Source organism: Corynebacterium sp. HMSC08C04 (genome assembly GCF_001807495.1).
Lineage (GTDB): Bacteria > Actinomycetota > Actinomycetes > Mycobacteriales > Mycobacteriaceae > Corynebacterium > Corynebacterium simulans.
On the sequence record NZ_KV789231.1, the window covers coordinates 74,236 to 99,121 of the forward strand.

A 24,886-nucleotide genomic window follows, 5' to 3' on the forward strand; every position below is an offset into this window, starting at 1 on the left:
GAGGGCGTTTGGCGTTTTGTATGCCTACTCTGCCGGTGGGGTAACGGTCGTGACGCCTTCGTATTGCCAGCCCACCACTGCATTGCGCACGGAGGCTTCAAGGAGGTTGAGCGGCTGAATGCAGCTGATGGTGAGAAGGCGGCCTGGCATGGGGCCTTCGCCCCAGATTGTGGTGTCTTCGGCGAGGCCTTCTTTTACTGGGTCGTGCATGTCGGTGGCGCTGTAGACCAGCCAGTTGTCGCCGGAGTTTGCAGTGCGCAGGTAGAGCTTGTCGCCGAGGGCGACCTTGTGCTTGTTTGCGCCGCCGTCGTAGAGGTTGTTGAAGACACCGGGAACGCCGGCGCCGGTGTGTCCGGCGATGACGGTGATGTCTGGCGCATTAGTGCCTGGCAGCGAATACGGACGGTCCGCAGCGGTATAAGTGCAGGCCTCCGTCATCGTATCCGGGTTAATCGCGCCGTCTTTGACGCGGCAGGAGCCATCTTCAAATTCGGCATGGACCTCGATTGCAGGGATGAACATCTCAACTGCGGCGGAGGGCTCAATGACTGGAGCAGCTGCCACAGGGACTTGGTTGCTTTCTAGTCCTTCAGGAGGATCGACCACGTGATGCATCGTGGCGGCAAGAGCCACACTTGCAAGGACCGCACTTGCAAGGACACCAACCGTAATACGGAACTTGCCCGAGCTGGACCACAATTCCAGCGCGCGAGTATGGAGCGCCGGCGTGGTCGTTTCTGGCGCGCGGTGGCGGCCACCCGTGCTTTGCGACTTTGGCTGGGGGCTGCGCTTTTGGCGGTTAGGTAGTGGCTTCGGCGCTGCCGCTGCTGATGTTGGTGGCCTCGGCGTCGTTGGCGTTGGGGGAGTGCGCCGCACGTAGGTGCGCTCGCCGTCGGGGTTGCCGTTGCCGGCGCGGCGGGTATCGATGGGTCTGCTATTGATGGGGCGGCGCTGTGTACTGGCGCTGGTGCTGCTGGTCCTGGCTGCCCGGGGGCGCGTGTGATCTGCGCTGTGATCTGGCAGATCGTGAGGATAACGCGGGGGCATGGGCGGCGGCTCCAGGGGGTGAGGGAGGTGGGTTCTAAAAGTAAGTGAATTTTCTAACTAACTTTAATCCTTGGCAGGCGTTAGCAACAATAACCGCGGAAAATACCCACGTGTGGTGGGCATAAAGTTGTTGGCGCAGCCTGGAACTTCGCTGTAGTGTTATCGCAGTTATAACTCTAGGTAAAGGAAGCTTCGTGTCTCTCAACGAATCTGCTGCAGCAGCAATTAAGAAGAAAGTGACTCTGCTCGACGAGTCCTTCGCCCGCTTCGCGGTACGTGCAATCCTGGCCGGCGTCTATCTCGCCATCGGTACCGGTTTCGCGGCCGTCGTAGGTCAGGCCGTCGACAAGCACGCAAAGGGCCTGGGTGCACCAGTCTTCGCCATGCTTTTCGGCCTTGGACTTTTCGCCATCGTCATCCTCGGCGCGGAGCTTGCTACCGGCAGCATGATGTACGTCGTCTACGGTGCCATCAATAAACAGGTGGGCTGGGGCAAGGGCTTTTGGCTGCTCATCGTCACCACATTCTTCAACTTTGTTGGTGCCGTACTCTTCGCCGCTGCCATGGGTGTTTCCGCGAAGCTGGGGCACATTGACCCATCGCACCTCATCGCAACGCTGTCCATGGGCAAACTAGAAAAGGGCCCAGGCGGCCTGCTGGTTGAGGGCATCCTCGCAAACTTCGTGGTCAACATGGCCATCGTCGGTGCTGTCTTTGCCAAGGACATCGTCTCGAAGTTCTTCGTCATCGTGCCGATCATCGCCTGCTTCGTGGGCCTTAGCCTCGAGCACGTCATCGCAAACTTCTGCTTGATGACGCTGACCTTCTTCTGCTCTAACCCACTGCCGGATGGCTTTACCCTGGGCGCTGTTCTCACCAACTGGTCGCTGGTTTGGGTGGGCAACGTCATCGGCGGCGGCTTCCTCATTGGTGGCGTTTACGCTTGGCTCAACAAGGGCCCTGAGGCTTACCGCGACTAATCATTATCTTCTGCGCGCAGGATGCGCATTGCAACGACGAGTTCCGAGGAATACTCCCGGAGCTCGTCGATTAGGTTTTCACCCACAGCGCGCAGCTCGACGTCGTCGACAGGTTCCAGTGCATCGAGGATGAACAGCGCCGCAGTGGTGTCGTCGTGCAGCGCCGTGCGGGTGCACTGGCGCCAATTCCAGCGGCGGCATGTGACCCCGTTCGCATCGAGCCAGACCACCTCGCCCGGTTCAGGATGCTCGGTTACAGGCTCGCCTTTGTCCATAGTGGCGAAGTTCTCAGCACCAGTAGCTCGCACCAGCTGTGGAGCGGATACATAGGCGTTCAGGTCTTCGCCGCCGAAGGGGATCTCGTAAGTCACGGACAGCGAGTTATAGATGTCCGTGAGGCGGTTGATGCGAGGCAGCCCCTTTTCCGCGCGGCGTATGAGCGCCTCCGTGCTGTTGCGGGTTCGCGATGGCTTCGCGCCGAATCCTTGATAAGCCTTGCGCCATGCTGCGATGTGCGGGAAGTCCGTGACGGCGCACTTGCCCAAGCGTGCGCGGGCAACGTCTTCGGCGTTGCGCAAGAGCTGCTCCGAGTGGGCGTCGGAAGGCGCAGGCGTGATGCCATCGACGGCGATGAGCAGCGCGCGGTAGTCGGGACGTAAGGCCGCGACCTCGGGGCTGATGCTGGCGTCAGCAAGGAACTCGATGAGTTCCCCAGTACTGCGGATCTTTTTTGAAGAGTGGTTGCTCATCGCTTGAGTTCTCCTGGCTTGAGTTCACCTGCGTAGATGTTGAAACGATCGCCGCGGGCAAACCCTACCAAAGCCATGCCAGTCTCCCGGGCAGTCTCCACAGCGAGCGAGGAAGCCGCGCTAACAGCAACGAGCATACCGAACCCGGCCATTGCTGCCTTTTGTACAAGCTCGAAGCTGGCGCGGGAGCTCATAACCAAAATAAGGTCGTCTGCGGGCAGGCGATCTTCAAGGAGCAGGTGCCCGATGACCTTGTCTGCTGCGTTGTGCCTGCCGACGTCCTCTCGCACAACGATGGGCTTGCCGTCTAAGGTGAATGCGCCGGCGGCGTGGATACCACCGGTCTTGCGGAAGAGCTTTTGCTCGGCGCGCAGCTTTTCGGGCAGCTGCGCAACCACGGCTGGGTCAATCTGGATGTTGGGGAGCGCGTAGCGCGATTTCTTGTTTAAATCCTCGATGGAGCTGGTGCCGCATACGCCGCACGCGGAGTTGGTGAGCGTAAGCCGCAGATCTTTTAGCCCAATGACATTCTTCTGGGCCAGATCGATATCCAGCAGGTTATAGGTGTTCATACCGTCCACGGTGGAACCAGCGCAGTAGCGGGCTTCGGAGACGTCGGCAAGCGTGGCGATATGGCCCTCAGAATGCAAAAAGCCATGAGCTAGCTCAATATCATGGCCCGGAGTGCGCATGGTGGTGGTCAGGGTCTGCCCGCCGACACGAATCTCCAGCGGCTCCTCGCCAGTGACGATGTCGGCGCGGGTATCCACCTGGGTTACCTCCGTGCCATCCAAGTGAACCTTGGTAACAGCAAAGGACTTTGTTGCCCGGCCCGCCACTAGTTCAGCTCCGTCCGCAGTTTGGCGATGTTCGCGCGCGCCTCGTCCGAGTCCCGCGAGGCCAACCCAACCAAATATGCCGTCAGGGGAGCGGCCGGGCGCGAGGTGCTGTGTGCGACGTCGCGGGTAAGGTCGAGCAGCTCACGGGTCAAGGCAGTGGCATCTTGCTTGTCGACGCCGATTAGTTCTGCCGCTTCCTCCAACCACTGGTGGGCGGAGTGGATAGGGTCATTTTCTGCAGTCATGACGGCCACTCTAGTCCTCGAGAGTGACATGCAGCTTCGACGCTAAAAAAGATTTGGAAAACTGCAGGTTAGCGGGTAGTGTTGCAGTTCGGACTCACGTCGAGGCTGTAGTGTGCCCAGATGGCAAATGAAATCTAGCCCTACAAGCTGCAGAAACGTAGAGCCTGAATCAAGAACTGAACATCATCAACTTTGTTGTAGGCCCCCCGCCGTTTTCGGCGGCCCGTTGTATGTATCAAAGGGTGGCGAGCGCCTTACGGTATTGACCGTGAGGAGCGTGAGTAGCCCGAAATCACACGGAAAACGCTTTGGTGGGTACGGGAACCGCAACGAGAAAGGTAACGGTCACTCACATGACCATGACTGATCCTATCGCCGACATGCTGTCGCGCGTGCGCAACGCAAGCCATGCGCACCACGACACCGTGTCGATGCCGACCTCCAAGATCAAGGCAAACATCGCCGACATCTTGAAGCAGGAAGGCTACATCGCTGACTACTCCGTTGAGGGCCGCGAGCTCGAGCTCACCCTCAAGTACAACAACCGTGAGCGCTCCATCTCTGGTCTGCGTCGCGTGTCTAAGCCGGGTCTGCGTGTGTACGCAAAGTCCACCAATCTGCCGAAGGTCCTTGGCGGCCTGGGCGTGGCTATCATCTCCACGTCTCAGGGTCTGCTGACCGACCGTCAGGCTCAGGAGAAGGGCGTAGGCGGAGAAGTTCTCGCCTACGTCTGGTAAGGGAGGATTGACACATGTCTCGTATCGGTCTAGCACCAATCGCCGTACCATCCGGCGTTGAAATCAAGGTAAACGGCCAGGAGGTCGAGGTTAAGGGTTCCAAGGGTACCCAGACCGTCGTTCTGCCAGAGCCAATCACCATCGCAGTCGAGGATTCCGTAATCACGGTTTCCCGTCCAGATGATGACCGCAAGAACCGCGCTCTGCACGGCCTGTCTCGCTCTCTCGTCAACAACGCAGTTATTGGCGTGACCGAGGGCTACACCATCAAGATGGAAATCTTCGGTGTCGGCTACCGTGTTCAGCAGAAGGGTAGCGACCTCGAGTTTTCTCTGGGTTACTCCCACCCGATCCTCATCAAGGCTCCGGAGGGCATCACCTTCGCTGTGGATGGCGCAACCAAGCTCTCCGTATCTGGTATTGACAAGCAAAAGGTCGGACAGGTCGCCGCTAACATTCGCCGCCTGCGTAAGGACGATCCTTACAAGGGCAAGGGCATTCGTTACGAAGGCGAGCAGGTCCGCCGCAAGGTCGGAAAGACGGGTAAGTAAGCAATGGCTAACACTGAAAACGCAAAGCGCACCCCAATCGGCAAGGACATCTCCTCCCGCCGTCGCGAAGCACGCGCACGCCGTCACTTCCGCATCCGTAAGACCCTGCGCGGCACCCCTGAGGCACCGCGTCTGGTCGTTCACCGCTCTTCCCGCCACATGCACGTCCAGGTCATCGACGACCTGGCTGGCCACACCTTGGTCGCAGCTTCCTCCATGGAAGCTGACGTTCGTGCGCTCGAGGGCGACAAGAAGGCAAAGGCCGCAAAGGTTGGCGCCTTGATCGCTGAGCGCGCCAAGGCTGCTGGCATCGAGGCAGTTGTCTTCGACCGTGCTGGCTACAAGTACCACGGTCGCGTTGCCGCTCTCGCAGAGGCAGCTCGTGAAGGTGGTCTGAAGTTCTAATGATCATGGCAAACGGAAACATCAACGGAAGGAACGCCTAATGTCGGACCGTGAAAAGCGTGACGGCGGACGCTCCGCCGAGAACGGTCGTAATAACGACCGCAACAATGGCGGTCGTCGCAACGATCGTCGTAATCAGCAGGACAACGAGCGCGATAAGTACATCGAGCGCGTAGTCACCATCAATCGCGTCTCCAAGACCGTTAAGGGTGGCCGCAACATGTCCTTTACCGCTCTCGTCGTCGTAGGCGATGGCCAGGGCATGGTTGGCGTTGGCTACGGCAAGGCTAAGGAAGTCCCTGCCGCAATTCAGAAGGGTGCAGAAGAGGCTCGCAAGAACTTCTTCCGCGTCCCGATGATCGCCGGCACCATCACCCACCCGGTCGAGGGTCGCGACGCAGCTGGCATCGTCATGATGAAGCCTGCCGCACCTGGTACCGGTGTTATTGCCGGTGGTGCTGCACGTCCGGTGCTCGAGTGCGCTGGTGTGCAGGACATTCTGTCGAAGTCCCTCGGCTCCGACAACGCCCTCAACGTCGTCCGCGCTACCGTGGACGGCCTCAAGCAGCTGGTTCGCCCTGAAGAGGTTGCCGCACGTCGTGGCAAGTCCCTCGAAGAGGTTGCTCCGGCCCAGATGCTGCGTAAGCGCGCAGGTCAGGAGGCATAAGCAATGGCTCTGAAGATTACTCAGGTAAAGGGCCTGGTGGGTACCAAGCCGAATCACCGCAAGAACATTGAGGCTCTCGGCCTCAAGAAGATCGGCCAGTCTGTTGTAAAGCAGGACACCCCGATCATCCGCGGCATGGTTCAGAAGGTACGCCACTTGGTCACCGTCGAAGAAGTGGCAGGGGAGTAAACCATGGCTGATATCATCAAGCTGCACGACCTGCGCCCATCCGCAGGAGCAAACAAGCCTAAGACCCGCGTCGGCCGCGGTGAGGCTTCCAAGGGTAAGACCGCTGGTCGCGGTACCAAGGGCACCAAGGCTCGTAAGCAGGTTTCCGCTGCTTTCGAGGGTGGCCAGATGCCGATCCACATGCGTCTGCCGAAGCTGAAGGGCTTCAAGAACCCGAACCACGTTGAGTACCAAGTAGTCAACGTTGCAGACCTCGCAGAGGCATTCGCTAACGGTGGCGACGTCACCGTTGCAGATCTCGTCTCCGCAGGCCTGGTTCGTAAGAACCAGCCGGTCAAGGTTCTGGGCAACGGCGACATCAACGTCAAGCTGAATGTCACCGCTGACAAGTTCTCTAAGTCCGCTGTTGAGAAGATTGAGGCTGCTGGCGGCACCGCCACCGCAACCAAGTAATCAACTGCGTTACTTAAAGCATTAAAGCGCCCGCTTTCCCGAGTGATCGGGAGGCGGGCGCTTTCCTTATTAGTTGGCTGGCAATCCTTACCTTAAATGTGGCTAAATAGCGCGTGGCTGGTAGGCTTGCATGGTCATAAGTGTTCAACCTTCCCCATGTTAGGGGACAGATGAGTTCCACCTCCGAGCGTTGTCACCTATTTTCCCTTAAATGTTGATAGCGCCGGAAGGCCAGGAGGATTTTGTAGTGTCCGCCATTTTGCAGGCTTTTAAGGACGCCGACCTGCGTAAGAAGATCATCTTCACTATCTTGATGATTATTGCTTACCGCATTGGCGCCCAGATTCCATCCCCGGGCGTTGATTACGCTTCGATCTCCGGTCGTTTGCGTTCTCTGACGGAGGAGTCCGGCAATCTGTATTCCGTGATTAACCTGTTTTCAGGTGGCGCGCTTTTGCAGTTGTCTATCTTCGCCATCGGCATCATGCCGTATATTACGGCTTCGATCATCGTCCAGCTGCTGACCGTTGTCATCCCGCACTTTGAGCAGCTGAAGAAGGAAGGCCAGTCCGGTCAGGCCAAGATGACGCAGTACACGCGTTACCTCACGCTCGCGCTGGCGTTGCTGCAGTCTTCCGGCATCGTGGCCCTGGCGGACCGCGAGCAGCTGCTGGGCCAGGGCGTTCCGGTTCTGGCTGAAGACCGTAACTTCTTTACCCTTATCGTTCTGGTCATCACCATGACCGCGGGCGCCATCCTCGTTATGTGGATGGGCGAGCTCATTACTGAAAAGGGCATCGGCAACGGCATGTCCCTGATGATCTTCGCCGGCATTGCAACGCGCTTGCCAACCGACGGCGTGGGCATCATGCAGAACAACGGCGGTCTGGTCTTCGCCATGGTCGCCGCGGGTCTTATCGTGTTGGTCGTTGGCATTACCTTTATCGAGCAGGGCCAGCGCCGCATCCCAGTACAGTACGCAAAGCGCATGGTTGGTCGCCGCCAGTACGGTGGCTCCTCCACCTACCTGCCGCTGAAGGTCAACCAGGCCGGCGTTATCCCGGTTATCTTTGCGTCCTCGCTAATCTATATGCCGGTGCTTATCACCCAGATCGTTAACTCTGGTTCCGGTAACGTGCCGGATAACTGGTGGCAGCGTAACGTGATTGCGCACCTGCAGTCCCCGAGCTCCTGGCAGTACATCGTCTTGTACTTCGTGCTGACCATCTTCTTCTCTTACTTCTATGTCTCGGTGCAGTATGACCCTGCCGAGCAGGCAGACAACATGAAGAAGTATGGTGGTTTCATCCCGGGTATTCGTCCGGGCCGCCCAACCGCACAGTACCTCGGCTTCGTAATGAACCGTCTGCTGTTCGTAGGCTCCCTATACCTTGCGTTGATCGCTATTCTGCCGAATATCCTGCTGGATCTCGGCGTTGGCCATTCTTCCGCAAACGGCACCTCCGCTTTCGGCGGTACCGCTATTCTGATTATGGTCTCGGTTGCTCTGACTACCGTCAAGCAGATTGAGTCCCAGCTCCTACAATCCAACTACGAAGGACTTCTCAAGTAATGCGTTACGTACTCCTCGGCCCTCCCGGTGCCGGCAAAGGCACCCAAGCAGCAATCCTGAGCGAGAAGCTGTCTGTTCCGCACATCTCCACCGGTGACCTGTTCCGCGCCAACATTGGTGAGGGCACCCCGCTGGGCGTTGAGGCAAAGTCCTACATTGATGCCGGCAAGCTCGTTCCGACCGACGTCACCGCGCGCATGGTTGAAGATCGCCTTAACCAGGACGACGCTGCAAACGGCTTCCTGCTGGACGGCTTCCCACGCACCGTGGAGCAGGCTGGCATTCTGGCCGAGCTGCTCGAGAAGAAGGGCGTCAAGCTCGACGGAGTTATCAACTTCGAGGTTTCCGAGGACGTCGTCGTCGAGCGCATGCTGGCCCGTGGCCGCGCTGATGACAACGAGGAGACCATCCGCACCCGACTCGGCGTCTACCGCGACGAGACTTTCCCGCTCATCCAGCACTACGGCGATGAAATCATCAACGTCAAGGCTGAGGGCACCGTTGAGGAAATCAACGAGCGTACCCTGAAGGCTATGGGCAAGTAATACGCCATGGGATTTAGACGCCGCAGCAAAACCATTCCCGCACGCACCCCAGGTGAACTGGACGCGATGCAGGCCGCCGGAGAAATCGTCGGCAAAGCATTGCAAGCCGTGCGCGCCGCTGCGGCGTCTGGCGTATCTACGCTCGAGCTCGATGAAGTAGCCGAGCAAACAATCAGGGACTTGGGCGCTACCCCTACCTTCAAGGGATACGAGGGCTTCCCGGGTTCCATATGTGCCTCCGTCAACGATGTCATCGTGCACGGCATTCCGGGCAAAGACATCGTGTTGGCGGAAGGTGACTTGGTCTCCATCGACTGCGGCGCAACGCTCGACGGTTGGGTAGGAGACAGCGCGTGGACCTTCGGCGTGGGCAAGCTGGCCCCCGAAGCAACCGCGCTTAACGACGCCACGGCATGGGTTTTGGCTGAAGGGCTCAAGGCGATGGTCCCGGGAAACCGCTTGACGGATGTTTCGCACGCTCTTGAGCAAGCAACCTACCGCGCTGAAGATAAGTTCGGCGTTGATCTTTTCATTGTGGATGGCTACGGCGGCCACGGCATTGGCCACACCATGCACGAAGAACCTTATCTCGCGAACGAAGGAAAGCCGGGCCGCGGTCCGCTCATTCAAGAAGGTTCCGTTCTCGCGATTGAGCCGATGCTTACCCTGGGTACGGAAGATAACGCCGTGCTTGACGACGATTGGACTGTGGTCACCCTTGACGGCAGCCTCGCCGCTCACTGGGAACACACCGTAGCCGCGACCGCTAACGGCCCGCGAATCCTTACTCGTCGCTATTAGCTGAAAATCACGGGGGAGGACTGGGGTCGCGTCGAGTATGCGGATTCCACGTGAGGGTCTATACTCGTTGCCATGTCTAAACTTCGCCCCCGCAACGTGTCCTCTAAGGCACGTCGTGCCCTAGTTGCCCCTATGACCGCCGGCGTCATGACCGTCTCCGTCTTGGCAGGCGCCCCAGCTGCTTCCGCACAGACCGTTCCTTCCATCGAGTCCATGAGCTCCGATGCGCAGGCACAGATTGATGCCCTGACCGCGGACGCCCGCGCACAGATCGATAACTTCGTCGGTCAGTCCCGCGAGCAGGCTTGGAACACGCGTAATCAGATTCTCGATCAGGTCAAGGTTTTAAACCCTGCTGCGGCAGATGCTATTCAGCCGGCTGTTGACGCTGCAGTCAACGCTATCTTCCCAGGCCTGATTGACCAAAAGAACGCGGAAGCACGTGCGGCACGTGAGGCGCAGGAGCGTGCGCACGCAGAGCAGGTTGCACGCGAACATGCTGCGGCTGAGGCGGCTGCACGTGAGGCCGAAGCACAGCGCAAGCGCAACGAGTTTGACCGCGGCCCTTGCCCGGCGGATGCACGCGTCTGCGTTGACCTGAACGGCAAGCGCACCTGGCTGCAGGACAACGGCAACGTTTCTTACGTAGCATCTGCGATGTCTGCTGGCATGGCAGGTCAGGAAACCCCGCGCGGCACTTTCTACATCAACCGCAAGATCAAAGACGAGATCTCCCGCGAGTTCGGTAACGCGCCGATGCCTTACTCCATGTACTTCACCAACTCCGGCCACGCCTTCCACGAGGGTTCCCCGGCTTACGAGTCCAACGGCTGCATCCACCTGTCGCATCAGGATGCTGTTCGCTTCTGGAACGATGTGCCAGTCGGCTCCAAGGTTTTCATCTACTAAGCATCCAAAGCGCAGACGCTTTTAATCTCTTTCAAAGAGAATTCTCCCCGTGGAAGATAATTCCCCGGGGAGAATTTTTGCTTTATTGCCGCTTTGGCGCGTGTCTCTAAGAGTGCGCAGGTAGAGGAGTTTGTTTATTGCTCGCACGCAGCGTATGCTAAAGCGCTGGTGTATGTTTGCGGTCTTATTTACCGCGACGTCGCCAAGCAGTAGACACCAAACATGCAGGTGACACTCACTTGAAGTCACCTAGAAAAGTAGAGGTTATGGCTAAGGAAGGCGCAATCGAGGTCGAGGGTCGTATTATCGAGCCTTTGCCAAACGCAATGTTCCGCGTCGAGCTCGACAACGGACACAAAGTTCTTGCACACATTTCTGGCAAGATGCGTCAGCACTACATTCGCATCCTCCCAGAGGATCGCGTGGTTGTAGAGCTGTCCCCTTATGACCTAACCCGCGGACGCATCGTCTACCGCTACAAGTAAACACTGTAAGCCTCCTTACCCTCTGACATAGCGGCGCTATGTCTAGCCCACCTCAGGCTGCGATGGCCTGAGCCCGCACTGGTAAGTAGCCCACAGATCCGGCATCGGCCCGGGCGAAGTGCTGCATGGAGCGGGGCGGATAGGGAGAAAACCATCGTAACAACCCGAAAGGACACGCCACATGGCACGTCTAGCTGGTGTTGACCTTCCACGCAACAAGCGTATGGAGGTCGCTCTCACCTACATCTACGGCATCGGTCCAACCCGTGCCAAGGAATTGCTGGAAAAGACTGGCATTTCTCCTGACCTGCGCACCGACAACCTCGACGATGATCAGCTGTCGGCGCTGCGTGACGTAATCGAAGCTACCTGGAAGGTCGAGGGTGACCTCCGCCGCCAGGTTCAGGCTGACATCCGTCGCAAGATTGAAATTGGTTGCTACCAGGGCATTCGCCACCGTCGTGGCCTGCCGGTTCGTGGTCAGCGCACCAAGACCAACGCTCGTACCCGCAAGGGCCCGAAGAAGACGATCGCAGGAAAGAAGAAGTAATTCATGCCTCCAAAGACTCGCTCCGGCGCGCGTCGTACTGGCCGTCGCGTCGTAAAGAAGAATGTGGCCGCAGGCCACGCTTACATCAAGTCCACCTTCAACAACACCATCGTGTCTATCACTGACCCGTCCGGTGCTGTTATCTCTTGGGCATCCTCCGGCCACGTTGGCTTCAAGGGTTCCCGTAAGTCCACTCCGTTCGCTGCACAAATGGCTGCTGAGAACGCTGCTCGTAAGGCAATGGAGCACGGCATGAAGAAGGTCGACGTATTTGTTAAGGGTCCGGGCTCCGGCCGCGAGACCGCCATCCGTTCCCTGCAGGCTGCAGGCCTCGAGGTTTCCTCGATCACGGATGCAACCCCACAGCCGCACAACGGCTGCCGTCCAACCAAGCGCCGCAAGGTTTAAGGGAAAGGAAGAGGTAAGAAAATGGCTCGTTACACTGGCCCCGCTACCCGCGTATCCCGCCGTCTGCGCGTCGACTTGGTCGGCGGCGACATGGCATTCGAGCGCCGCCCGTACCCACCGGGACAAGCTGGCCGCAACCGCATCAAGGAATCCGAGTACTTGCTGCAGCTGCAGGAGAAGCAGAAGGCTAAGTACACCTACGGTGTTCTTGAGCGTCAGTTCCGTCGTTACTACGCCGAGGCTAACCGCCGCCCGGGCAAGACCGGTGACAACCTGGTCGTTCTGCTCGAGTCCCGCCTCGACAACGTCGTCTACCGCGCTGGCCTGGCAAACACCCGTCGCCAGGCTCGCCAGCTTGTCTCCCACGGTCACTTCACCGTGAACGGCAAGAAGATCAACGTTCCTTCCTTCCAGGTTTCGCAGTACGACATCATCGATGTTCGTGAGCGTTCCCAGAAGATGGAATGGTTCGAAGACGCTCAGGACCGCCTGGTCGATGCCAACGTACCGGCATGGCTGCAGGTTGTTCCTGAGACCCTGCGCATCCTCGTGCACCAGCTGCCCGAGCGCGCTCAGATCGACGTTCCGCTGCAGGAGCAGCTCATCGTCGAGCTTTACTCGAAGTAAACTTAGTAACCGAGTGCCCCGTTTGTGGCATTCGGAGAAGAGTGAATCTTCGAAACCTCAATCTTTACCCCTTCTACCGACGTCAAATAGCGGGCGTCGACAAGGAGATATTCAATGCTCATTTCCCAGCGTCCTCAGCTCACCGAGGAATTCATCGAGCCGTCTCGTTCCAAGTTCGTCATCGAACCGCTCGAGCCGGGCTTTGGTTACACCCTCGGTAACTCCCTTCGTCGTACCCTGCTGTCCTCCATCCCGGGTGCAGCAGTAACTTCCATCAAGATCGATGGTGTTCTCCACGAGTTCACCACCATCAACGGTGTGAAGGAAGACGTCTCTGAGATCATCCTCAACATCAAGGGCTTGGTTCTGTCCTCCGACTCTGACGAGCCGGTTGTTATGTACCTGAGCAAGGAAGGCCCAGGTGTTGTTACCGCGGGCGATATCCAGCCGCCGGCTGGCGTGGAGATCCACAACCCGGATCTGCACATCGCATCCCTGAACGACACCGCCAAGCTGGACATGGAGCTCGTCGTCGAGCGTGGCCGCGGCTACGTTCCAGCAGCACCGACCTCTGGTGAAATCGGACGCATTCCGGTTGACCAGATTTACTCCCCGGTTCTGCAGGTCTCTTACAAGGTCGAGGCAACTCGTGTTGAGCAGCGCACCGACTTTGACAAGCTGATCATCGACGTCGAAACCAAGAACTCGATTTCTGCCCGCGACGCCCTGGCTTCCGCCGGCGGCACCCTGGTCGAACTCTTCGGCCTGGCTCGCGAGCTGAACAATGCTGCTGAGGGCATCGAGATTGGCCCGTCCCCGCAGGAGACGGAGTACATCGCGGCCTACAGCATGCCTATCGAGGACCTGAACTTCTCCGTTCGTTCCTACAACTGCCTGAAGCGTCAGGAGATCCACACCGTTGGTGAGCTCGCAGAGTGCACCGAGTCGGACCTGCTGGATATCCGCAACTTCGGCCAGAAGTCGATTAACGAGGTAAAGATCAAGCTGGCTAACCTGGGCCTGGCTCTCAAGGACACCCCTGAGGACTTCGACCCAACCCAGCTTGAGGGTTACGACGCAGAAACCGGTGACTTCAAGGATCCGTCTGCGGACGATTCCGAGTAAAGCACCACACTGACCTGCGGCCCGAGCTTATGCTCGCCGCGCGCTCACTTTATCCGCACACGAGGAGTACATAATGCCAACCCCTAAGAAGGGTGCCCGTCTCGGCGGCTCCGCTACCCAGCAGGCTCACCTGCTGAGCAACCTGGCTGCTAGCCTGTTCGAGCACGGCGCAATCAAGACCACCGATGCTAAGGCGAAGATGCTTCGTCCTTACGCTGAGAAGATCATCACCAAGGCTAAGTCCGGCACCCTTGCTGACCGCCGCGCAGTGCTGAAGCTCATCCCGCACAAGGATGTTGTTGCGCACCTGTTCGACGAGCTGGGCCCGAAGTTCGAAGGCCGTGAGGGCGGCTACACCCGCACCATCAAGCTGGAGAACCGTACCGGCGACAACGCCCCGATGTCCCAGATCTCCCTCGTTCTCGAGGAGACCGTGACCTCCGAGGCAACCCGCGCTACCCGCGCAGCCGCTTCCAAGCAGGCTGAGGCTGAAGAAGCTAAGGCTGAGGAAGCACAGGCAGAAAACACCGAGGCTTCCTCCGAGGAGTCCGCAGAGTAGTTCTGCCTAATCCTTAAAAGGCCGCACCGCCGCGCCATCTTTTCCAGCCCGTTAGAGTTGGGGGAGACTGGCAAGGGGTGCGGCTTTTGCCGTATTCGGCTTTGTTAAACTGGGCAGTCGCTAAAATGCAACAACCCTAATACTCCTAATACTGCAGAAAGGTCCCAAATCTCTCGAAATGACTCCACTGTTTTCCGTTCTGTACGTCATCGGCATTACCGCTGAGTCGATGACCGCCGCCCTTTCTGCGGGCCGGCAGAAGCTAGATCTGTTTGGCGTGATGCTCATAGCGTCGATTACTGCTCTAGGCGGCGGAACGGTGCGTGACATTGTCTTGGGTGCTTATCCCTTGACCTGGGTGGGCGAGCCGATGTATCTCCTAGTGGTGCTCGCCGCATCGATTGTCACGGTGTCCATGTCATTTTTGATGCACTACTTTAGGCACCTTTTCTTGCTTCTCGACGCCCTAGGCCTTGCTGTATTCAGCGTGCTCGGCGCCCAGAAGGCTTTGCATTTGGGCCATGGTTTCTTGATTGCAGCAACAGCGGCAGTAATCACCGGTGTCTTTGGCGGCATCCTGCGTGACCTGCTTTCGGACCGCGTCCCGCTCGTATTTTCTGGCGAGTTCTACGCCTCGATTTCGCTGCTCGCGGTCTGCGTCTACATGGGCCTGCTTCACGTTGATGTTGGTGAGCACAACGCCGCGATCATCACCGTTGTCGTTGCCTTCTTGGCGCGCATCGCGTCGATGTATTACGGCAAGGGGCTGCCGGTTTTCGAATACAGAGGCGCAGATCAGCCCATCGACCCGCGAATTCGCCTATCTGCGCGCATGGTCAAAGCGGGTGCGCGAAAGGCAAAGCGGACCCTGCACTTAGATCGGGCTAGCTACGTCGCGATGAGCAAGCTGCGCCCGCCGATGCGCTTGCGCATGACGCGCAATAAACAAGACTGGGATCTCAACAGTGATGGCCCTGGACAAGGGAGTTAATTAAGCATGCGTCTGCGTATCGATCTGTCCTATGACGGCACGGATTTTCATGGCTGGGCCCGGCAGAAGGGCGAGCTGCGTACGGTGCAGCAGGTTCTCGAAGACAATCTTTCGATGATCCTGCGCCATGAGGTCGAACTGACCGTGGCAGGGCGCACGGATGCCGGTGTGCATGCGGCAGGCCAGGTCGCGCACTTCGATATTTCAGCTAGTGCACTCGAACAGCGATCGATTGATGGGGATCCGGTAAAGCTCGTGCGTCGCCTAGCGAAGCTCCTTCCGGAAGACGTTCGCGTACATGACTGCCAGCAAGCACCAGAGGGCTTTGACGCGCGCTTTTCGGCCCTTGAGCGCCACTACGTTTACCGCATCACCACGCATCCGCGCGGGGCATTGCCGACGCGCGCCCGCGACACCGCCGTCTGGCCGAAGCCGGTGGACATCGAGGCAATGCAGCAAGCCGCGGAGCAGTTGGTTGGCTTGCATGACTTCGCCGCCTTTTGTAAGGCAAAGCCGCATGCCACGACAATTCGCGACCTTTTGTCTTTTGAGTGGGTCGATGTATCTACCCCGAGCGAGCCGCAGCTTTATGAAGCCCGCGTGGGCGCCGACGCCTTTTGCTGGTCGATGGTTCGCTCACTCGTGGGTTGCTGCTTGCGGGTAGGCGAGGGCTCCCGGGGAATCGACTTTGCCGCGGAGATGCTCGCTTTGAACTCTCGTTCTTCCCACATTCCGCTAGCGCCGGCAAAGGGGCTGAGCCTGGTCCAGGTGGACTATCCGGCAGATGCTGATTTGGCGGCGCGCGCTGCGCAGACCCGTGACCGTCGCACTGCGGATGAGCTTTCGCTGGGTTAAGCTAACGCGTGGAATGACAAAACTAGGGCAGTAGGGGTGCTGCCTTGTTTGAGGGGGAATTCTGCATGTCACGTCCAATGCCGACGACGAAAGCACAGGTATCCGGGCATAAATTTTTGCAGCGCCGCGTGGAGCATGGCCTGGTACTCGGCGATATTCGCATGATTCATGATCCTTTAGCGAGCCGGCGCCGCGCCCTCATCTTTGGGATCATCGCAGTGTCGTTTCTGGCTATTGGTTCGGGAATGCTCGCGTGGCTCCAGCCCAATCCCAATCCGGGCGATGCACCCATCGTTCGCTCGCAGCAAGGCCAGCTTTTCGTTCTGGTTAATGAGTCCTATCATCCGGTGAGCAATTTGGCCTCCGCGCGCCTTATCGCGGGAGAGCCGGCGGCGCCCCAGGCCATGGGCAATGAGTTCTTGAGCAATGCGCGGCTTGGCACTCCGCTAGGAATTGCCGATGCCCCAGATTACTTGGCTGATCCTGCAACCCCGGCACAAGGCTGGGCGGCCTGTTATGCGGCCGCAGCTGACGAGGACAAAGAAAATCCCACCACGATTGACGGGGAAGGCAGCCGACCCGGGGAGACTGTGGTACTGGCCAACGCCAAGGTTGAGCACCTCCGCAGTGCGGAGGCGGCGTTGGTTTCCACAGGTGGCAAGGAATGGCTATTGACTTCGGCAGGGCGCGTAGAGCTGCCTTCTGCTGCCTCGACACAGGGCCGCGTGCTGCGCCGCGGCATTGGCGTGCGCGATGATTCCTATGTGTGGCAGATCCCGGAGGATCTGCTGAATGCCTACGCGGAGCTTCCGCCGCTGCGCTTTCCTGAGCAAACCCCGCAGATTTTAGACACCGGCGATGATCTGTGGGTGCGCGTAGGCGCAGGCGATGAGCAGGGTGTTGCCTCGATTACTCCCACGCAGGCAGAGATGCTGGCAGGCATGGGCGCCTCGCGCGAATCGGTCGATGGCGCCGAAGTCGCCGCGCTTTCCGACGCCGCGTTACCCTTCAACCTGCCCGCCAATTCATATGATTTCCTGTCTCCAGGTCGTGGTTGGCTCTGCGCGGATGAGCGGGGCGGAACGGTCTTTAGCCCCGCGGTTGAGGCTACTGTGTCTATTGCCGGCAAGGCCACTGCTGATCGGTTCGCTGGCTTGGAAGCTGGCGGTGTAGGCATAGACAGCGGCCACGGTTTCCATGTGGTTTCGGCGACGGGTATCAGGCACTCCGTGGCACAAGGTGCACTGGTCGAAGCACTGGGCACGACCACGCAGGCAAAAGTCCCGTGGGAAATCTTGCGGTTGCTGCCGGAGGGCTCGCCTCTAGACCGCGAAAGCGCCTTGGCGAGCCAGGGCGGCGATGAGGGAACCGAGTAGAGCGCCAGCTTCTAATTTCTAGTGCTGCTTGGCGCGCCGCAGCGTTGCGGCGATAACGCCAGCAAGGCCGAGCAGGCCAAGCAAAGTCATAAGCCGGGTTGGTGCCTGGCTGCGATGCACGGCAGCTGGGTAGACGGTGACTGTCTTTTCTTCGTCTTCTGCCTCAGCGTTTTTGTCATCGTCTTGTGACCGGTGAATGGTGAGGGCTTGCAGCGGATCGATGAAGCCGTGGCCTGGCTCGGCGGCGGCATAGATACGCTCGCGCAGCTGCGCCGCTGAATCGTGCGGATAGCGTTGGGCGAGTAGTGCCACGGTTCCCGTGACCACTGGCGCTGCAAAAGAAGTGCCGTGGAACGCGGCAGTCTGCTTGCCATCGGTGCTTTTGGCTTCTGCCCACTGATTACCCGGTGCAAGGGCGAGCGGGACGTGGCCTTCGGCGCTTAGCTCTGGTGCTCCATTGCGGGCAGGGATGGAATAGTCCGCGACCTCGTGCGCGGTAGAAAGCGCGCCCACTGCGAGAACGGTATCCGCATGTGCTGGATAGACGGTGTCTTCTTTGGTGCATCCATCGGAAGAAGCATTGCCCGATGCCGCAACGATGACCGTTCCTTCGTGCTCTGCGCGTTGGAGCGCGGCGTCGAGATCGCGAGTGTCGACGCGGTCCGCGGCGTCGCTTGGAATGCAGGAAACCACCGAGATGTTGATGACCTTGGCCTGTTCATCCAAGGCGCGGTTTAATGCGGCGGCCAAAGTCTCCAGCGTGCCGGAGGTACTTTCTGAGTCGGCAGCGCGGTGCCGATAGTGCGCGCTGGTTTGCCGGATGGATAAAATCTCCGCCCGCGGCGCAATGCCGATGTCATAGCCTGCGATGACGCCCGCAACCGCGGTGCCATGTACATCGCAGTCCCGCAAAGGATCTGGTTCTTCGGGCGTGACAAAGTCATCCACGCCGCGCAAAGCACGCAGCTGCGGGTGTGGGCTGACACCAGTATCGATGACGGCAACTTTGATTCCCTCGCCCGTGGCAAAGGAATGCAACCGCGCCCGATATGCGCTTTGCTCCGCTGAGGTATCCGGTGACTGCGCTGCGGCAATCGGCTGTGCACAGGCGACGTCGGGTTCACGCGCCGACGCTAGGGTCGGCGCGGTAAATGCAGAAATTGCTGCTGCCGAGGGAAATCCCGCTAGCAGTAGTGCGGCGAGCTTTTTCTGGACGTTTTTTGACTTCACCATGCTGGACCTATCCCAGTCCGCGGATGAGGAAGAACAAGCCTGCCACATGCGCGGCGAGCGGCAAGCACGCGGCCACCGCGATGGTTTCGGCGCGTTCGTACCAGGCAATCGTGGTGGGCTCAGCCGCTGCAACCTTGTGCGACCACAGTGGGGTAGAGGCCATCGCCGCCACAATGATGAACCCAAGCACACTCATCACCCACAGGCTCCACGGAGCTGGGTGAGCAAGCTCTTGCCAACCCCGGCCCACTAGCACCACAGCGGCGGTAGCAGCCGTCAGCGCACACGTGGAAAGCGCCCAACTGGAGACCACCCGGGCGTGCCGCACAGAATGCAATACCGTAGCACCGGCTAAGGCCAGGCATAAAAGCTGTGCGAATAATGCGGCTATGGCGTCCGAACGGCTCAACGGCATTCCTGCTACAACCATGAGGCTGGGAATGCCGGCGATAGCTGCGCCGATGCAGATGCCCTCATATGCAAGCCCGGCGCGCTGTGCCCGCGCATCGACGTCGCTTTGTACCGAGTCGGAGACGTTGAGGCTTTGCCCAGCGGTGGGAAGTTGCGGGACCTTGAGCCCTGCTAAATGGGTGGACAGTGAGGCGGCGTTCGCCAAGGCAAAGACCATGGCCAGCAACAAACACGCAGCACCGGCAGCAGGTACAACTTCGGGGGCTGTGGGACCAGCGAGTCCGGCGGACTGCGCGCCGGGTAGATAGCTGCCGGCCGCGCCAATTGCGAAAAGCATCGTGGCGGAGATCGTCAACATGGCCAGTCGGGTTCCGCCGAGTCGCGCCATATGGCAGGCGCATAAAGCTAGAAGTGCGCCGGCGCAGGCGGCCCATATTCCCCACGGCATTTCATCTTGAGCAGGCGCAACAAAAAGCCAGCCCGCTGTACTAGCAGCGAGGATGAAAAGGCTCGTTATAAGCGTCGAACGCGTCCATAGCGCGAGGGCGAATGCGCCAAGGGCACACGCAGCTGCCGCCGCTGCGAGACCTGCGAGTGCCGCGATGATGCAGCTGGCGCCGAGCAAACCACAACTTGCCCACAGCGTGGCAGTGCGCGCGGGTTTAGCATCGGCGGCATCGTGTGCAAGTGCTTCTGCCGCATCGCGCACGATGGGCGCAGGCTTGTCAGTGACTTGCTCGATGAGAAGCAGACTGCCATCGTGCAGTGGCGTGCGCTCCAGAGCCGTGCTCAGCGCAATGGCCTTTCCACCAGCGGTGCTGGCTTGGAGCGGGACGGTGAAGATAGGGGCGTCGACAAGCAGCAAAAGCTCGCCCAATGCCTCCCCGATACTGACGTTTAAGGGCAAACAAACGTCAGCCTCTTTGCGGAATTCACCGATGTTGAATCGAACCGTAAGCCGCACAGATTGTGTGGGCGCGATGCTTGGCGCATGCCTCATGTGCAAAAATCCTCCCCCGAGAATCCTGAAGGCGCCAAAATTATTGGCTTTTGCCTTCTCCCCCTTGCCTATAGGCACACATTGTGGCTTACTAGTGGCAACGTGTCCACCGCAGTCAGCATTTTGGTGTCTGCGTGTTTGGCCACGAAGGTAGCTGGGGTGCTGCCTCGTGGTTTAGATAGGCAGGAAAAGCGTGTGGGCGCGGCACAAAAATCGGAGGGATTTTATTGGGGGAATGATGTTCATTCTTGGGCTTTCGCGCGAGAAAATTGTCGAACCTTTAGACAGCGCACTTCGCGAGCCGGCTCCGCCGCTTCCGCAGGCAGGCATTGATGCAGAGCCAGTTCCGGAGGCCGTACGTCCGCAGCCTATGCCGCTGCTTAGGCTGCTCATGCCGATTGTCATGGTGGCCGCAATGCTGGGCATGGTCGCTCTCATGGTGTTGGGAGCAGGGCCTAGCCGCCGCATTAGCCCGATGAGCTTGATGTTCCCGCTCATGATGCTGGCCTCTGTGTTCATGATGATAAATCCGCAGGGTGGCTCCCAGGATCCGGATGAGACGCGGCGGACTTACTTGCGGCATTTGAAAGCGCTGCGGGAGAAGGTTCTTGAGGTCTCTGCCGCGCAGCGCGCGCATGAGGAACATCGCAACCCAGCGCCGGCTCAGGTCGCGGCGTTGGTGGGAAGCTACCGGATGTGGGAGCGCAATGCCGATGCCCCGGATGCATTGGAGGTGCGGGTAGGAACTGGCCCGATGTCGTTGTGCGTGCTTATCAACGTGCCGGACTCAGGAGCTACGGAAGACCTTGACCCAGTCTGTGCGGTCAGCGTGCGCCATACGGTCAATGCTTTGCGCACGTTGGCGCAGATGCCGGTGGTCATACAGATTCAGGCTTTCAATTACCTGGGGCTTAGCGGAGAAAATGCCGCTGGGGTAGCGCGCGCTATGGTGACGCATTTGGCTGTGGCACATGGCCCGGAAACGCGGGGAATTGAGGTTTATCCGCAAGCCAGTGGGCAGTGGGAATGGGTGAAGTGGTTGCCCCATGCACGTGCACCGAAAAAGGCGCGCTTTCGCATCGTGCTTGTCGACGCCACCGCAATCCCACCGCATGAGGACCTTTGGGCAAAAGAGGAAATAACGGCCTATATCTGTGTAGGAGTGCAACGCTTTACGCCGCTTGGTCAAAGGGCCGAAGAAGACGGCATCTTCTTGGTGGCCGATGAAAAGCTACAGGTAGTAACCGCCGCCGGGGAGGAAGTTCTCGGTGTGCCGGACACGGTTTCGGCGCCCGATGTTTTATTGCTTGCCCGAAATTTAGCGCGCTTTCGCAGGCCAGATTCTTATCGCGGGATTAAGACTCGCAAGCACAAAAATGACCTTCTGGATCTGGTCGGGGTGCGTGATGTGGATGAGCTTGCTGCCAGCGGGATGTGGCATGGCCGCGCCGGGGAGCAGCGGCTGAAAGTGCCGATTGGCTTGGACGAGGCTGGGCAGCCGGTCTTTCTCGATTTGAAAGAATCCGCCCAGGGCGGAATGGGCCCACACGGGCTATGTATCGGCGCCACTGGCAGCGGCAATAGGGAATGTGGGTTTGGGGTACGATAGGGCGTATGACAGCGACTACAGCACAGCGTGCGGCGATTTACGCACGTATTTCGTTGGATAAGCAGGAAGAAGCCGGTGTGAAGCGGCAAATTCACCTCGCCACTAAGCACGCTGAGGCTGACGAGGCTAAGGTGGTCGCCACCTACGTGGACAACAACATCTCCGCCTTCTCTGGCGACCCTCGCCCTGATTACAACAAGCTTATTCACGCCATCGAGAACCGCGAGATTGACGTTGTTTACGTCTACGCACTCGACAGGCTGACCCGTCGCACCAAAGACACACTGGCGCTCTTTGAGTTGTGCGAGAAGCACAACGTCACCGTCAAAGCGAACCGTGGCTACAACATTGACCCTTCAGACCCTGCATCGCGGCTCACTATCGTGATTCTTGGTCTGATTGCTGAGCAGGAGTCTATTGATCGTGCTGCACGTATCCGAGCTGCCTACGAAGACCGGGCCCGGACAGGGCGGCCTAAGACAGGCGGGCGGCGTATGTTCGGCTACGAGGCTGACGCTGAGACCATCATCGACGAAGAGGCCAAGGCTATTCTCGACGCCGCCGCGATGGTCATTGCTGGAAAGACTCTGCGCGAAACCGTGCGCGAGGTCTTTCATGCACGCAGTCTTACTGCGACTTCAGGCAGGCCTATGTCGGCGCCAACGCTGCGAGACATTTTACTCAACCCACGCGTGCGCGGCTTGAGTACGTTCAACCCAACTGACCCGGATACGGGGAAACGTCTTGTTAAAGATCGCAAAATCATTGGTAAAGGCAACTGGTCTGCGATTATCGACGAGGTTACAGGTGAAAAGCTCGATGCAATCTTGCGCGACCCGTCGCGGCGGCTCTCACATAGCGGTAACGCACCGCGCTATTTCCTCGCTTCTGTCCTGACCTGCACCTGCGGAGAACCGATGTATTCGCGTAGTCGGCGGAACAAGGATGGTAAACCTCGTCGTTTCTATACCTGCAAGCGCTCTGAGCCGGGCGGTACCCATGTCTCTATCGGTGCTGAGGTTGATGATCTTATCGAAGCTGTCATTCTTAAACGCATGGAGCAACCTGACGCCGTGGATGCCTTGCGTAAGGCCTTGGCGCCAGAGAACAACACCCTTACCGAACGACTCCTAGAACTTTCAGGACGGCGAAACGCGTTGTTGGCCAAGCGTGAGCAGATTGAAAATTCTGCTATCGATGAAGAGATTGACATGCCAACATTCGTGCGAATGTCAAAGAAAATTGAAGCTCAGATTGCAGGTCTTGATGGAAAAATGCGTGAACTAACGACCAGTCATGCTGCTGACCCCCTTGCTGTAGAACTTGCCGACGTGCCGGACTTTGCCAAATGGTGGGGCGGTGCCTCTGTTGAGGATAAGCGACGGCTGACTCGGCTGCTAATGGAAATTCACATCCTGCCTGGCAAGCCTGGCGCTAAGAAATTCGACCCGTACCGTGTGAAGATCACCTGGCTACAGTAGCTGTCTGTGAAGCGCTTCTACGAGGGAGTGCTGCGAGAGCTGGCAACCAATCTGTCCATGCTCCTCGGGGGCGGCACTGCTCAACCGTAGCGTTTTGGGAAAAATTAGACACAACTCTCGCAGCCTCGCATGTCGAGCGCTGGAAGGAATATCTTAACTGTCCGATATTGTTAATTTCTTAATGGGGTTACGCTGCTACCGTCCACCGCGCCCAGCGCAGCACCGTGGACTGTACCCGCGCCGTTATCGACCACCACGTCGATGGGGCCGGGCTGTATGTGGCGCTGACACGCGGTAAAATCGCCAACCACATCTATGCTGTCACCGAACATCAGCTAGATGAACTTGCTGAGGAAGGCTACTACCACTACCAAGGCATAGACCACACCCCAAGTACTAGGGACGTCTTTAATAAGGCAATTTCGCGCGATACCACCCCGAAGGCCGCACGTGAGGTCATCGCCGAAGTTGTAGACGAGCAAACCTCACCCGATCGCATGATGGGCCTGTGGCTTATGGGCAAAGACGAAGCCACCAACGACTTCATCGACTCCTACCTCCCCGACTGGATCGACACCCTACCCGGCGACCTTGCCCGAAAGATTGAAACCAGTAACGACGGCGCAGAACCAATCCGCCACGGTTGGGCGAAACTCATTGACGCGGGCATTGATCCGCGCACCGTCATGGACGCTGCTACCCGCAATATTGACAACGCCCACGATCCGGCACGTCTTATCCGCTACCGTCTAGATGAACAGCTCCGCCTGCGCGATACCGGAAAGCGCAACCAATTGCCTCCTGTATCTGGTCAGACAGATATAGAACTCGATACGTGGCTGCGCACCCACAACCCTTACGACCGCGCGGAAACTGCTCGCCTTACTGGAAAGGAAGGAAACCTCAACCAGCTCAACCAAACTGTGCTGGCAGAGCACGCACGCTTTGCCCGCTCGAAGGTCGAGTCGCTGACTTGGCAGGAGGCAAGTATTACTACTCGCCTACACGAGGACAAAGACGCAGCCCTCAACGAGGTACAGGCCGACTACCAGCAGATATGCCTTGATGCTGGGCGCATTCGCGCCTACGAGCAGGCCATGGCAGACATTGAGCACCAACGCCTGCTTAAAGAGGACTACACCCGCCCGGTAGCCGAGCGGGCTTACGACCATGACGCTGCAGGCTATGGCACGTACCAACAGCGCATAGACCATGCACATAAGCGTCTTGAACAGGCGCAACAGCGCCGCAGCCTAGCTCAGCAAGCTATTGAAGAGGCCGGATGTAGCTTGCCGGAGACAGGTCTGTGGGATGAAATCTGCTACCGCGCCGACGACACAGAAGAATGGGACAAGCGCCTAAACGCTGCCGCACAACACGACAGCGAGCACGCCCACAATCTTCAACAACGCCTCGATTCGATTCGCCGAGAGAAGACGGACTGGGCTGACCGTGCCGTTTCGGCGTAGTTGGTAGGGGCAATCCG

29 protein-coding genes are annotated in these 24,886 nt (G+C 58.7%); 23 read left to right on the forward strand and 6 right to left on the reverse strand.

Going from position 1 to position 24,886, the window contains the following annotated elements:
* Positions 1-24 precede the first annotated feature (24 nt).
* A complete protein-coding gene (locus tag HMPREF3169_RS13475) occupies positions 25-1,047 on the reverse strand; it encodes a sortase family protein (protein ID WP_246815644.1) in 1,023 nt (340 codons plus the stop codon).
* Positions 1,048-1,241: 194 nt separating this feature from the next.
* On the opposite strand from HMPREF3169_RS13475, the gene HMPREF3169_RS12410 reads away from it, so the two are divergent.
* Positions 1,242-2,027 (forward strand): formate/nitrite transporter family protein, encoded by a 786-nt coding sequence (locus HMPREF3169_RS12410; protein WP_062035873.1) that lies wholly within the window; start codon positions 1,242-1,244, stop codon positions 2,025-2,027.
* On the opposite strand, the gene HMPREF3169_RS12415 is transcribed toward HMPREF3169_RS12410, so the two are convergent.
* Genes HMPREF3169_RS12415 through HMPREF3169_RS12425 form a run of 3 tightly spaced genes read right to left on the reverse strand, consistent with a single transcriptional unit; the run spans position 2,024 to position 3,860 of the window.
* Complete coding sequence (locus HMPREF3169_RS12415; protein WP_070456901.1) at positions 2,024-2,776, reverse strand: B3/B4 domain-containing protein; 753 nt, start codon at positions 2,774-2,776, stop codon at positions 2,024-2,026. The genes HMPREF3169_RS12410 and HMPREF3169_RS12415 overlap by 4 nt on opposite strands.
* On the reverse strand, positions 2,773-3,615 hold the full coding sequence (gene fdhD, locus HMPREF3169_RS12420; RefSeq protein WP_061920540.1) for a formate dehydrogenase accessory sulfurtransferase FdhD: 843 nt from the start codon (positions 3,613-3,615) through the stop codon (positions 2,773-2,775). The genes HMPREF3169_RS12415 and fdhD overlap by 4 nt, the downstream gene beginning before the upstream one ends.
* Positions 3,615-3,860, reverse strand: a complete 246-nt coding sequence (locus tag HMPREF3169_RS12425) for a DUF6457 domain-containing protein (RefSeq protein ID WP_061920542.1) — start codon at positions 3,858-3,860, stop codon at positions 3,615-3,617. The genes fdhD and HMPREF3169_RS12425 overlap by 1 nt, the downstream gene beginning before the upstream one ends.
* Before the next feature lie 353 nt (positions 3,861-4,213).
* On the opposite strand from HMPREF3169_RS12425, the gene rpsH reads away from it, so the two are divergent.
* The 19 genes from rpsH (at position 4,214) to eccB (ending at position 17,666) form a co-directional block, all read left to right on the forward strand.
* Positions 4,214-4,597 carry a 30S ribosomal protein S8 gene (rpsH, locus tag HMPREF3169_RS12430; RefSeq protein WP_061920544.1) on the forward strand — a complete coding sequence of 128 codons (384 nt, stop codon included), beginning with the start codon at positions 4,214-4,216 and terminating at the stop codon, positions 4,595-4,597.
* A 14-nt stretch (positions 4,598-4,611) separates the two neighbouring features.
* Entirely contained in the window at positions 4,612-5,148 is a 537-nt protein-coding gene (gene rplF, locus HMPREF3169_RS12435) for a 50S ribosomal protein L6 (protein WP_061920547.1), read from the forward strand.
* A 3-nt stretch (positions 5,149-5,151) separates the two neighbouring features.
* On the forward strand, positions 5,152-5,553 hold the full coding sequence (gene rplR / locus HMPREF3169_RS12440) for a 50S ribosomal protein L18 (protein WP_061920549.1): 402 nt from the start codon (positions 5,152-5,154) through the stop codon (positions 5,551-5,553).
* Positions 5,554-5,593: 40 nt separating this feature from the next.
* Positions 5,594-6,220, forward strand: coding sequence for a 30S ribosomal protein S5 (gene rpsE, locus HMPREF3169_RS12445; RefSeq protein ID WP_005527787.1), 627 nt, complete (start codon positions 5,594-5,596; stop codon positions 6,218-6,220).
* A gap of 3 nt (positions 6,221-6,223) precedes the next feature.
* On the forward strand, positions 6,224-6,409 hold the full coding sequence (gene rpmD, locus HMPREF3169_RS12450) for a 50S ribosomal protein L30 (protein WP_061920551.1): 186 nt from the start codon (positions 6,224-6,226) through the stop codon (positions 6,407-6,409).
* 3 nt (positions 6,410-6,412) lie between these two features.
* The gene (gene rplO / locus HMPREF3169_RS12455) at positions 6,413-6,862 is read left to right on the forward strand and encodes a 50S ribosomal protein L15 (protein WP_061920553.1); all 450 of its coding nucleotides are present in this window, start codon (positions 6,413-6,415) and stop codon (positions 6,860-6,862) included.
* Between the two features lie 247 nt (positions 6,863-7,109).
* Entirely contained in the window at positions 7,110-8,435 is a 1,326-nt protein-coding gene (secY, locus tag HMPREF3169_RS12460) for a preprotein translocase subunit SecY (RefSeq protein ID WP_061920555.1), read from the forward strand.
* Positions 8,435-8,980 (forward strand): adenylate kinase, encoded by a 546-nt coding sequence (locus HMPREF3169_RS12465; RefSeq protein WP_061920557.1) that lies wholly within the window; start codon positions 8,435-8,437, stop codon positions 8,978-8,980. Before secY ends, HMPREF3169_RS12465 begins: the two co-directional genes overlap by 1 nt.
* A 6-nt stretch (positions 8,981-8,986) precedes the next feature.
* Positions 8,987-9,781: a type I methionyl aminopeptidase gene (gene map / locus HMPREF3169_RS12470; RefSeq protein ID WP_061920561.1), complete on the forward strand. Its 795-nt coding sequence runs from the start codon at positions 8,987-8,989 to the stop codon at positions 9,779-9,781.
* A 72-nt stretch (positions 9,782-9,853) separates the two neighbouring features.
* Entirely contained in the window at positions 9,854-10,690 is an 837-nt protein-coding gene (locus tag HMPREF3169_RS12475; RefSeq protein ID WP_070456904.1) for a L,D-transpeptidase, read from the forward strand.
* A gap of 266 nt (positions 10,691-10,956) precedes the next feature.
* Positions 10,957-11,175: a translation initiation factor IF-1 gene (gene infA, locus HMPREF3169_RS12480; protein ID WP_004566852.1), complete on the forward strand. Its 219-nt coding sequence runs from the start codon at positions 10,957-10,959 to the stop codon at positions 11,173-11,175.
* A 181-nt stretch (positions 11,176-11,356) separates the two neighbouring features.
* Complete coding sequence (rpsM, locus tag HMPREF3169_RS12485) at positions 11,357-11,725, forward strand: 30S ribosomal protein S13 (RefSeq protein WP_034656519.1); 369 nt, start codon at positions 11,357-11,359, stop codon at positions 11,723-11,725.
* 3 nt (positions 11,726-11,728) lie between these two features.
* Positions 11,729-12,133 carry a 30S ribosomal protein S11 gene (gene rpsK / locus HMPREF3169_RS12490; RefSeq protein ID WP_034656521.1) on the forward strand — a complete coding sequence of 135 codons (405 nt, stop codon included), beginning with the start codon at positions 11,729-11,731 and terminating at the stop codon, positions 12,131-12,133.
* Positions 12,134-12,154: 21 nt separating this feature from the next.
* Complete coding sequence (gene rpsD / locus HMPREF3169_RS12495; protein WP_061920567.1) at positions 12,155-12,760, forward strand: 30S ribosomal protein S4; 606 nt, start codon at positions 12,155-12,157, stop codon at positions 12,758-12,760.
* Between the two features lie 114 nt (positions 12,761-12,874).
* The gene (locus tag HMPREF3169_RS12500) at positions 12,875-13,885 is read left to right on the forward strand and encodes a DNA-directed RNA polymerase subunit alpha (protein WP_061920569.1); all 1,011 of its coding nucleotides are present in this window, start codon (positions 12,875-12,877) and stop codon (positions 13,883-13,885) included.
* Between the two features lie 73 nt (positions 13,886-13,958).
* On the forward strand, positions 13,959-14,444 hold the full coding sequence (gene rplQ, locus HMPREF3169_RS12505) for a 50S ribosomal protein L17 (protein WP_061920571.1): 486 nt from the start codon (positions 13,959-13,961) through the stop codon (positions 14,442-14,444).
* A gap of 178 nt (positions 14,445-14,622) precedes the next feature.
* The gene (locus HMPREF3169_RS12510; protein ID WP_061920572.1) at positions 14,623-15,435 is read left to right on the forward strand and encodes a trimeric intracellular cation channel family protein; all 813 of its coding nucleotides are present in this window, start codon (positions 14,623-14,625) and stop codon (positions 15,433-15,435) included.
* Positions 15,436-15,441: 6 nt separating this feature from the next.
* A complete protein-coding gene (gene truA, locus HMPREF3169_RS12515; protein WP_070456907.1) occupies positions 15,442-16,290 on the forward strand; it encodes a tRNA pseudouridine(38-40) synthase TruA in 849 nt (282 codons plus the stop codon).
* A 65-nt stretch (positions 16,291-16,355) separates the two neighbouring features.
* Positions 16,356-17,666, forward strand: coding sequence for a type VII secretion protein EccB (gene eccB, locus HMPREF3169_RS12520; RefSeq protein ID WP_070432557.1), 1,311 nt, complete (start codon positions 16,356-16,358; stop codon positions 17,664-17,666).
* 18 nt (positions 17,667-17,684) lie between these two features.
* Here eccB and HMPREF3169_RS12525 read toward each other — a convergent pair whose 3' ends face one another.
* Together HMPREF3169_RS12525 and eccD are read right to left on the reverse strand one after the other, a co-directional pair.
* Positions 17,685-18,899, reverse strand: a complete 1,215-nt coding sequence (locus HMPREF3169_RS12525; protein WP_062035851.1) for a S8 family serine peptidase — start codon at positions 18,897-18,899, stop codon at positions 17,685-17,687.
* A gap of 7 nt (positions 18,900-18,906) precedes the next feature.
* Entirely contained in the window at positions 18,907-20,310 is a 1,404-nt protein-coding gene (gene eccD / locus HMPREF3169_RS12530) for a type VII secretion integral membrane protein EccD (RefSeq protein WP_070432571.1), read from the reverse strand.
* A 235-nt stretch (positions 20,311-20,545) separates the two neighbouring features.
* Between eccD and HMPREF3169_RS12535 the strand changes: the two genes are divergently transcribed.
* From HMPREF3169_RS12535 to HMPREF3169_RS12545, 3 genes are all read left to right on the forward strand, one after another.
* Positions 20,546-21,919: a cell division protein FtsK gene (locus HMPREF3169_RS12535; protein ID WP_246815645.1), complete on the forward strand. Its 1,374-nt coding sequence runs from the start codon at positions 20,546-20,548 to the stop codon at positions 21,917-21,919.
* The gene (locus tag HMPREF3169_RS12540; RefSeq protein ID WP_070432559.1) at positions 21,898-23,400 is read left to right on the forward strand and encodes a recombinase family protein; all 1,503 of its coding nucleotides are present in this window, start codon (positions 21,898-21,900) and stop codon (positions 23,398-23,400) included. Before HMPREF3169_RS12535 ends, HMPREF3169_RS12540 begins: the two co-directional genes overlap by 22 nt.
* A gap of 224 nt (positions 23,401-23,624) precedes the next feature.
* Positions 23,625-24,869, forward strand: a complete 1,245-nt coding sequence (locus tag HMPREF3169_RS12545; protein ID WP_246815646.1) for a hypothetical protein — start codon at positions 23,625-23,627, stop codon at positions 24,867-24,869.
* Positions 24,870-24,886 lie beyond the last annotated feature (17 nt).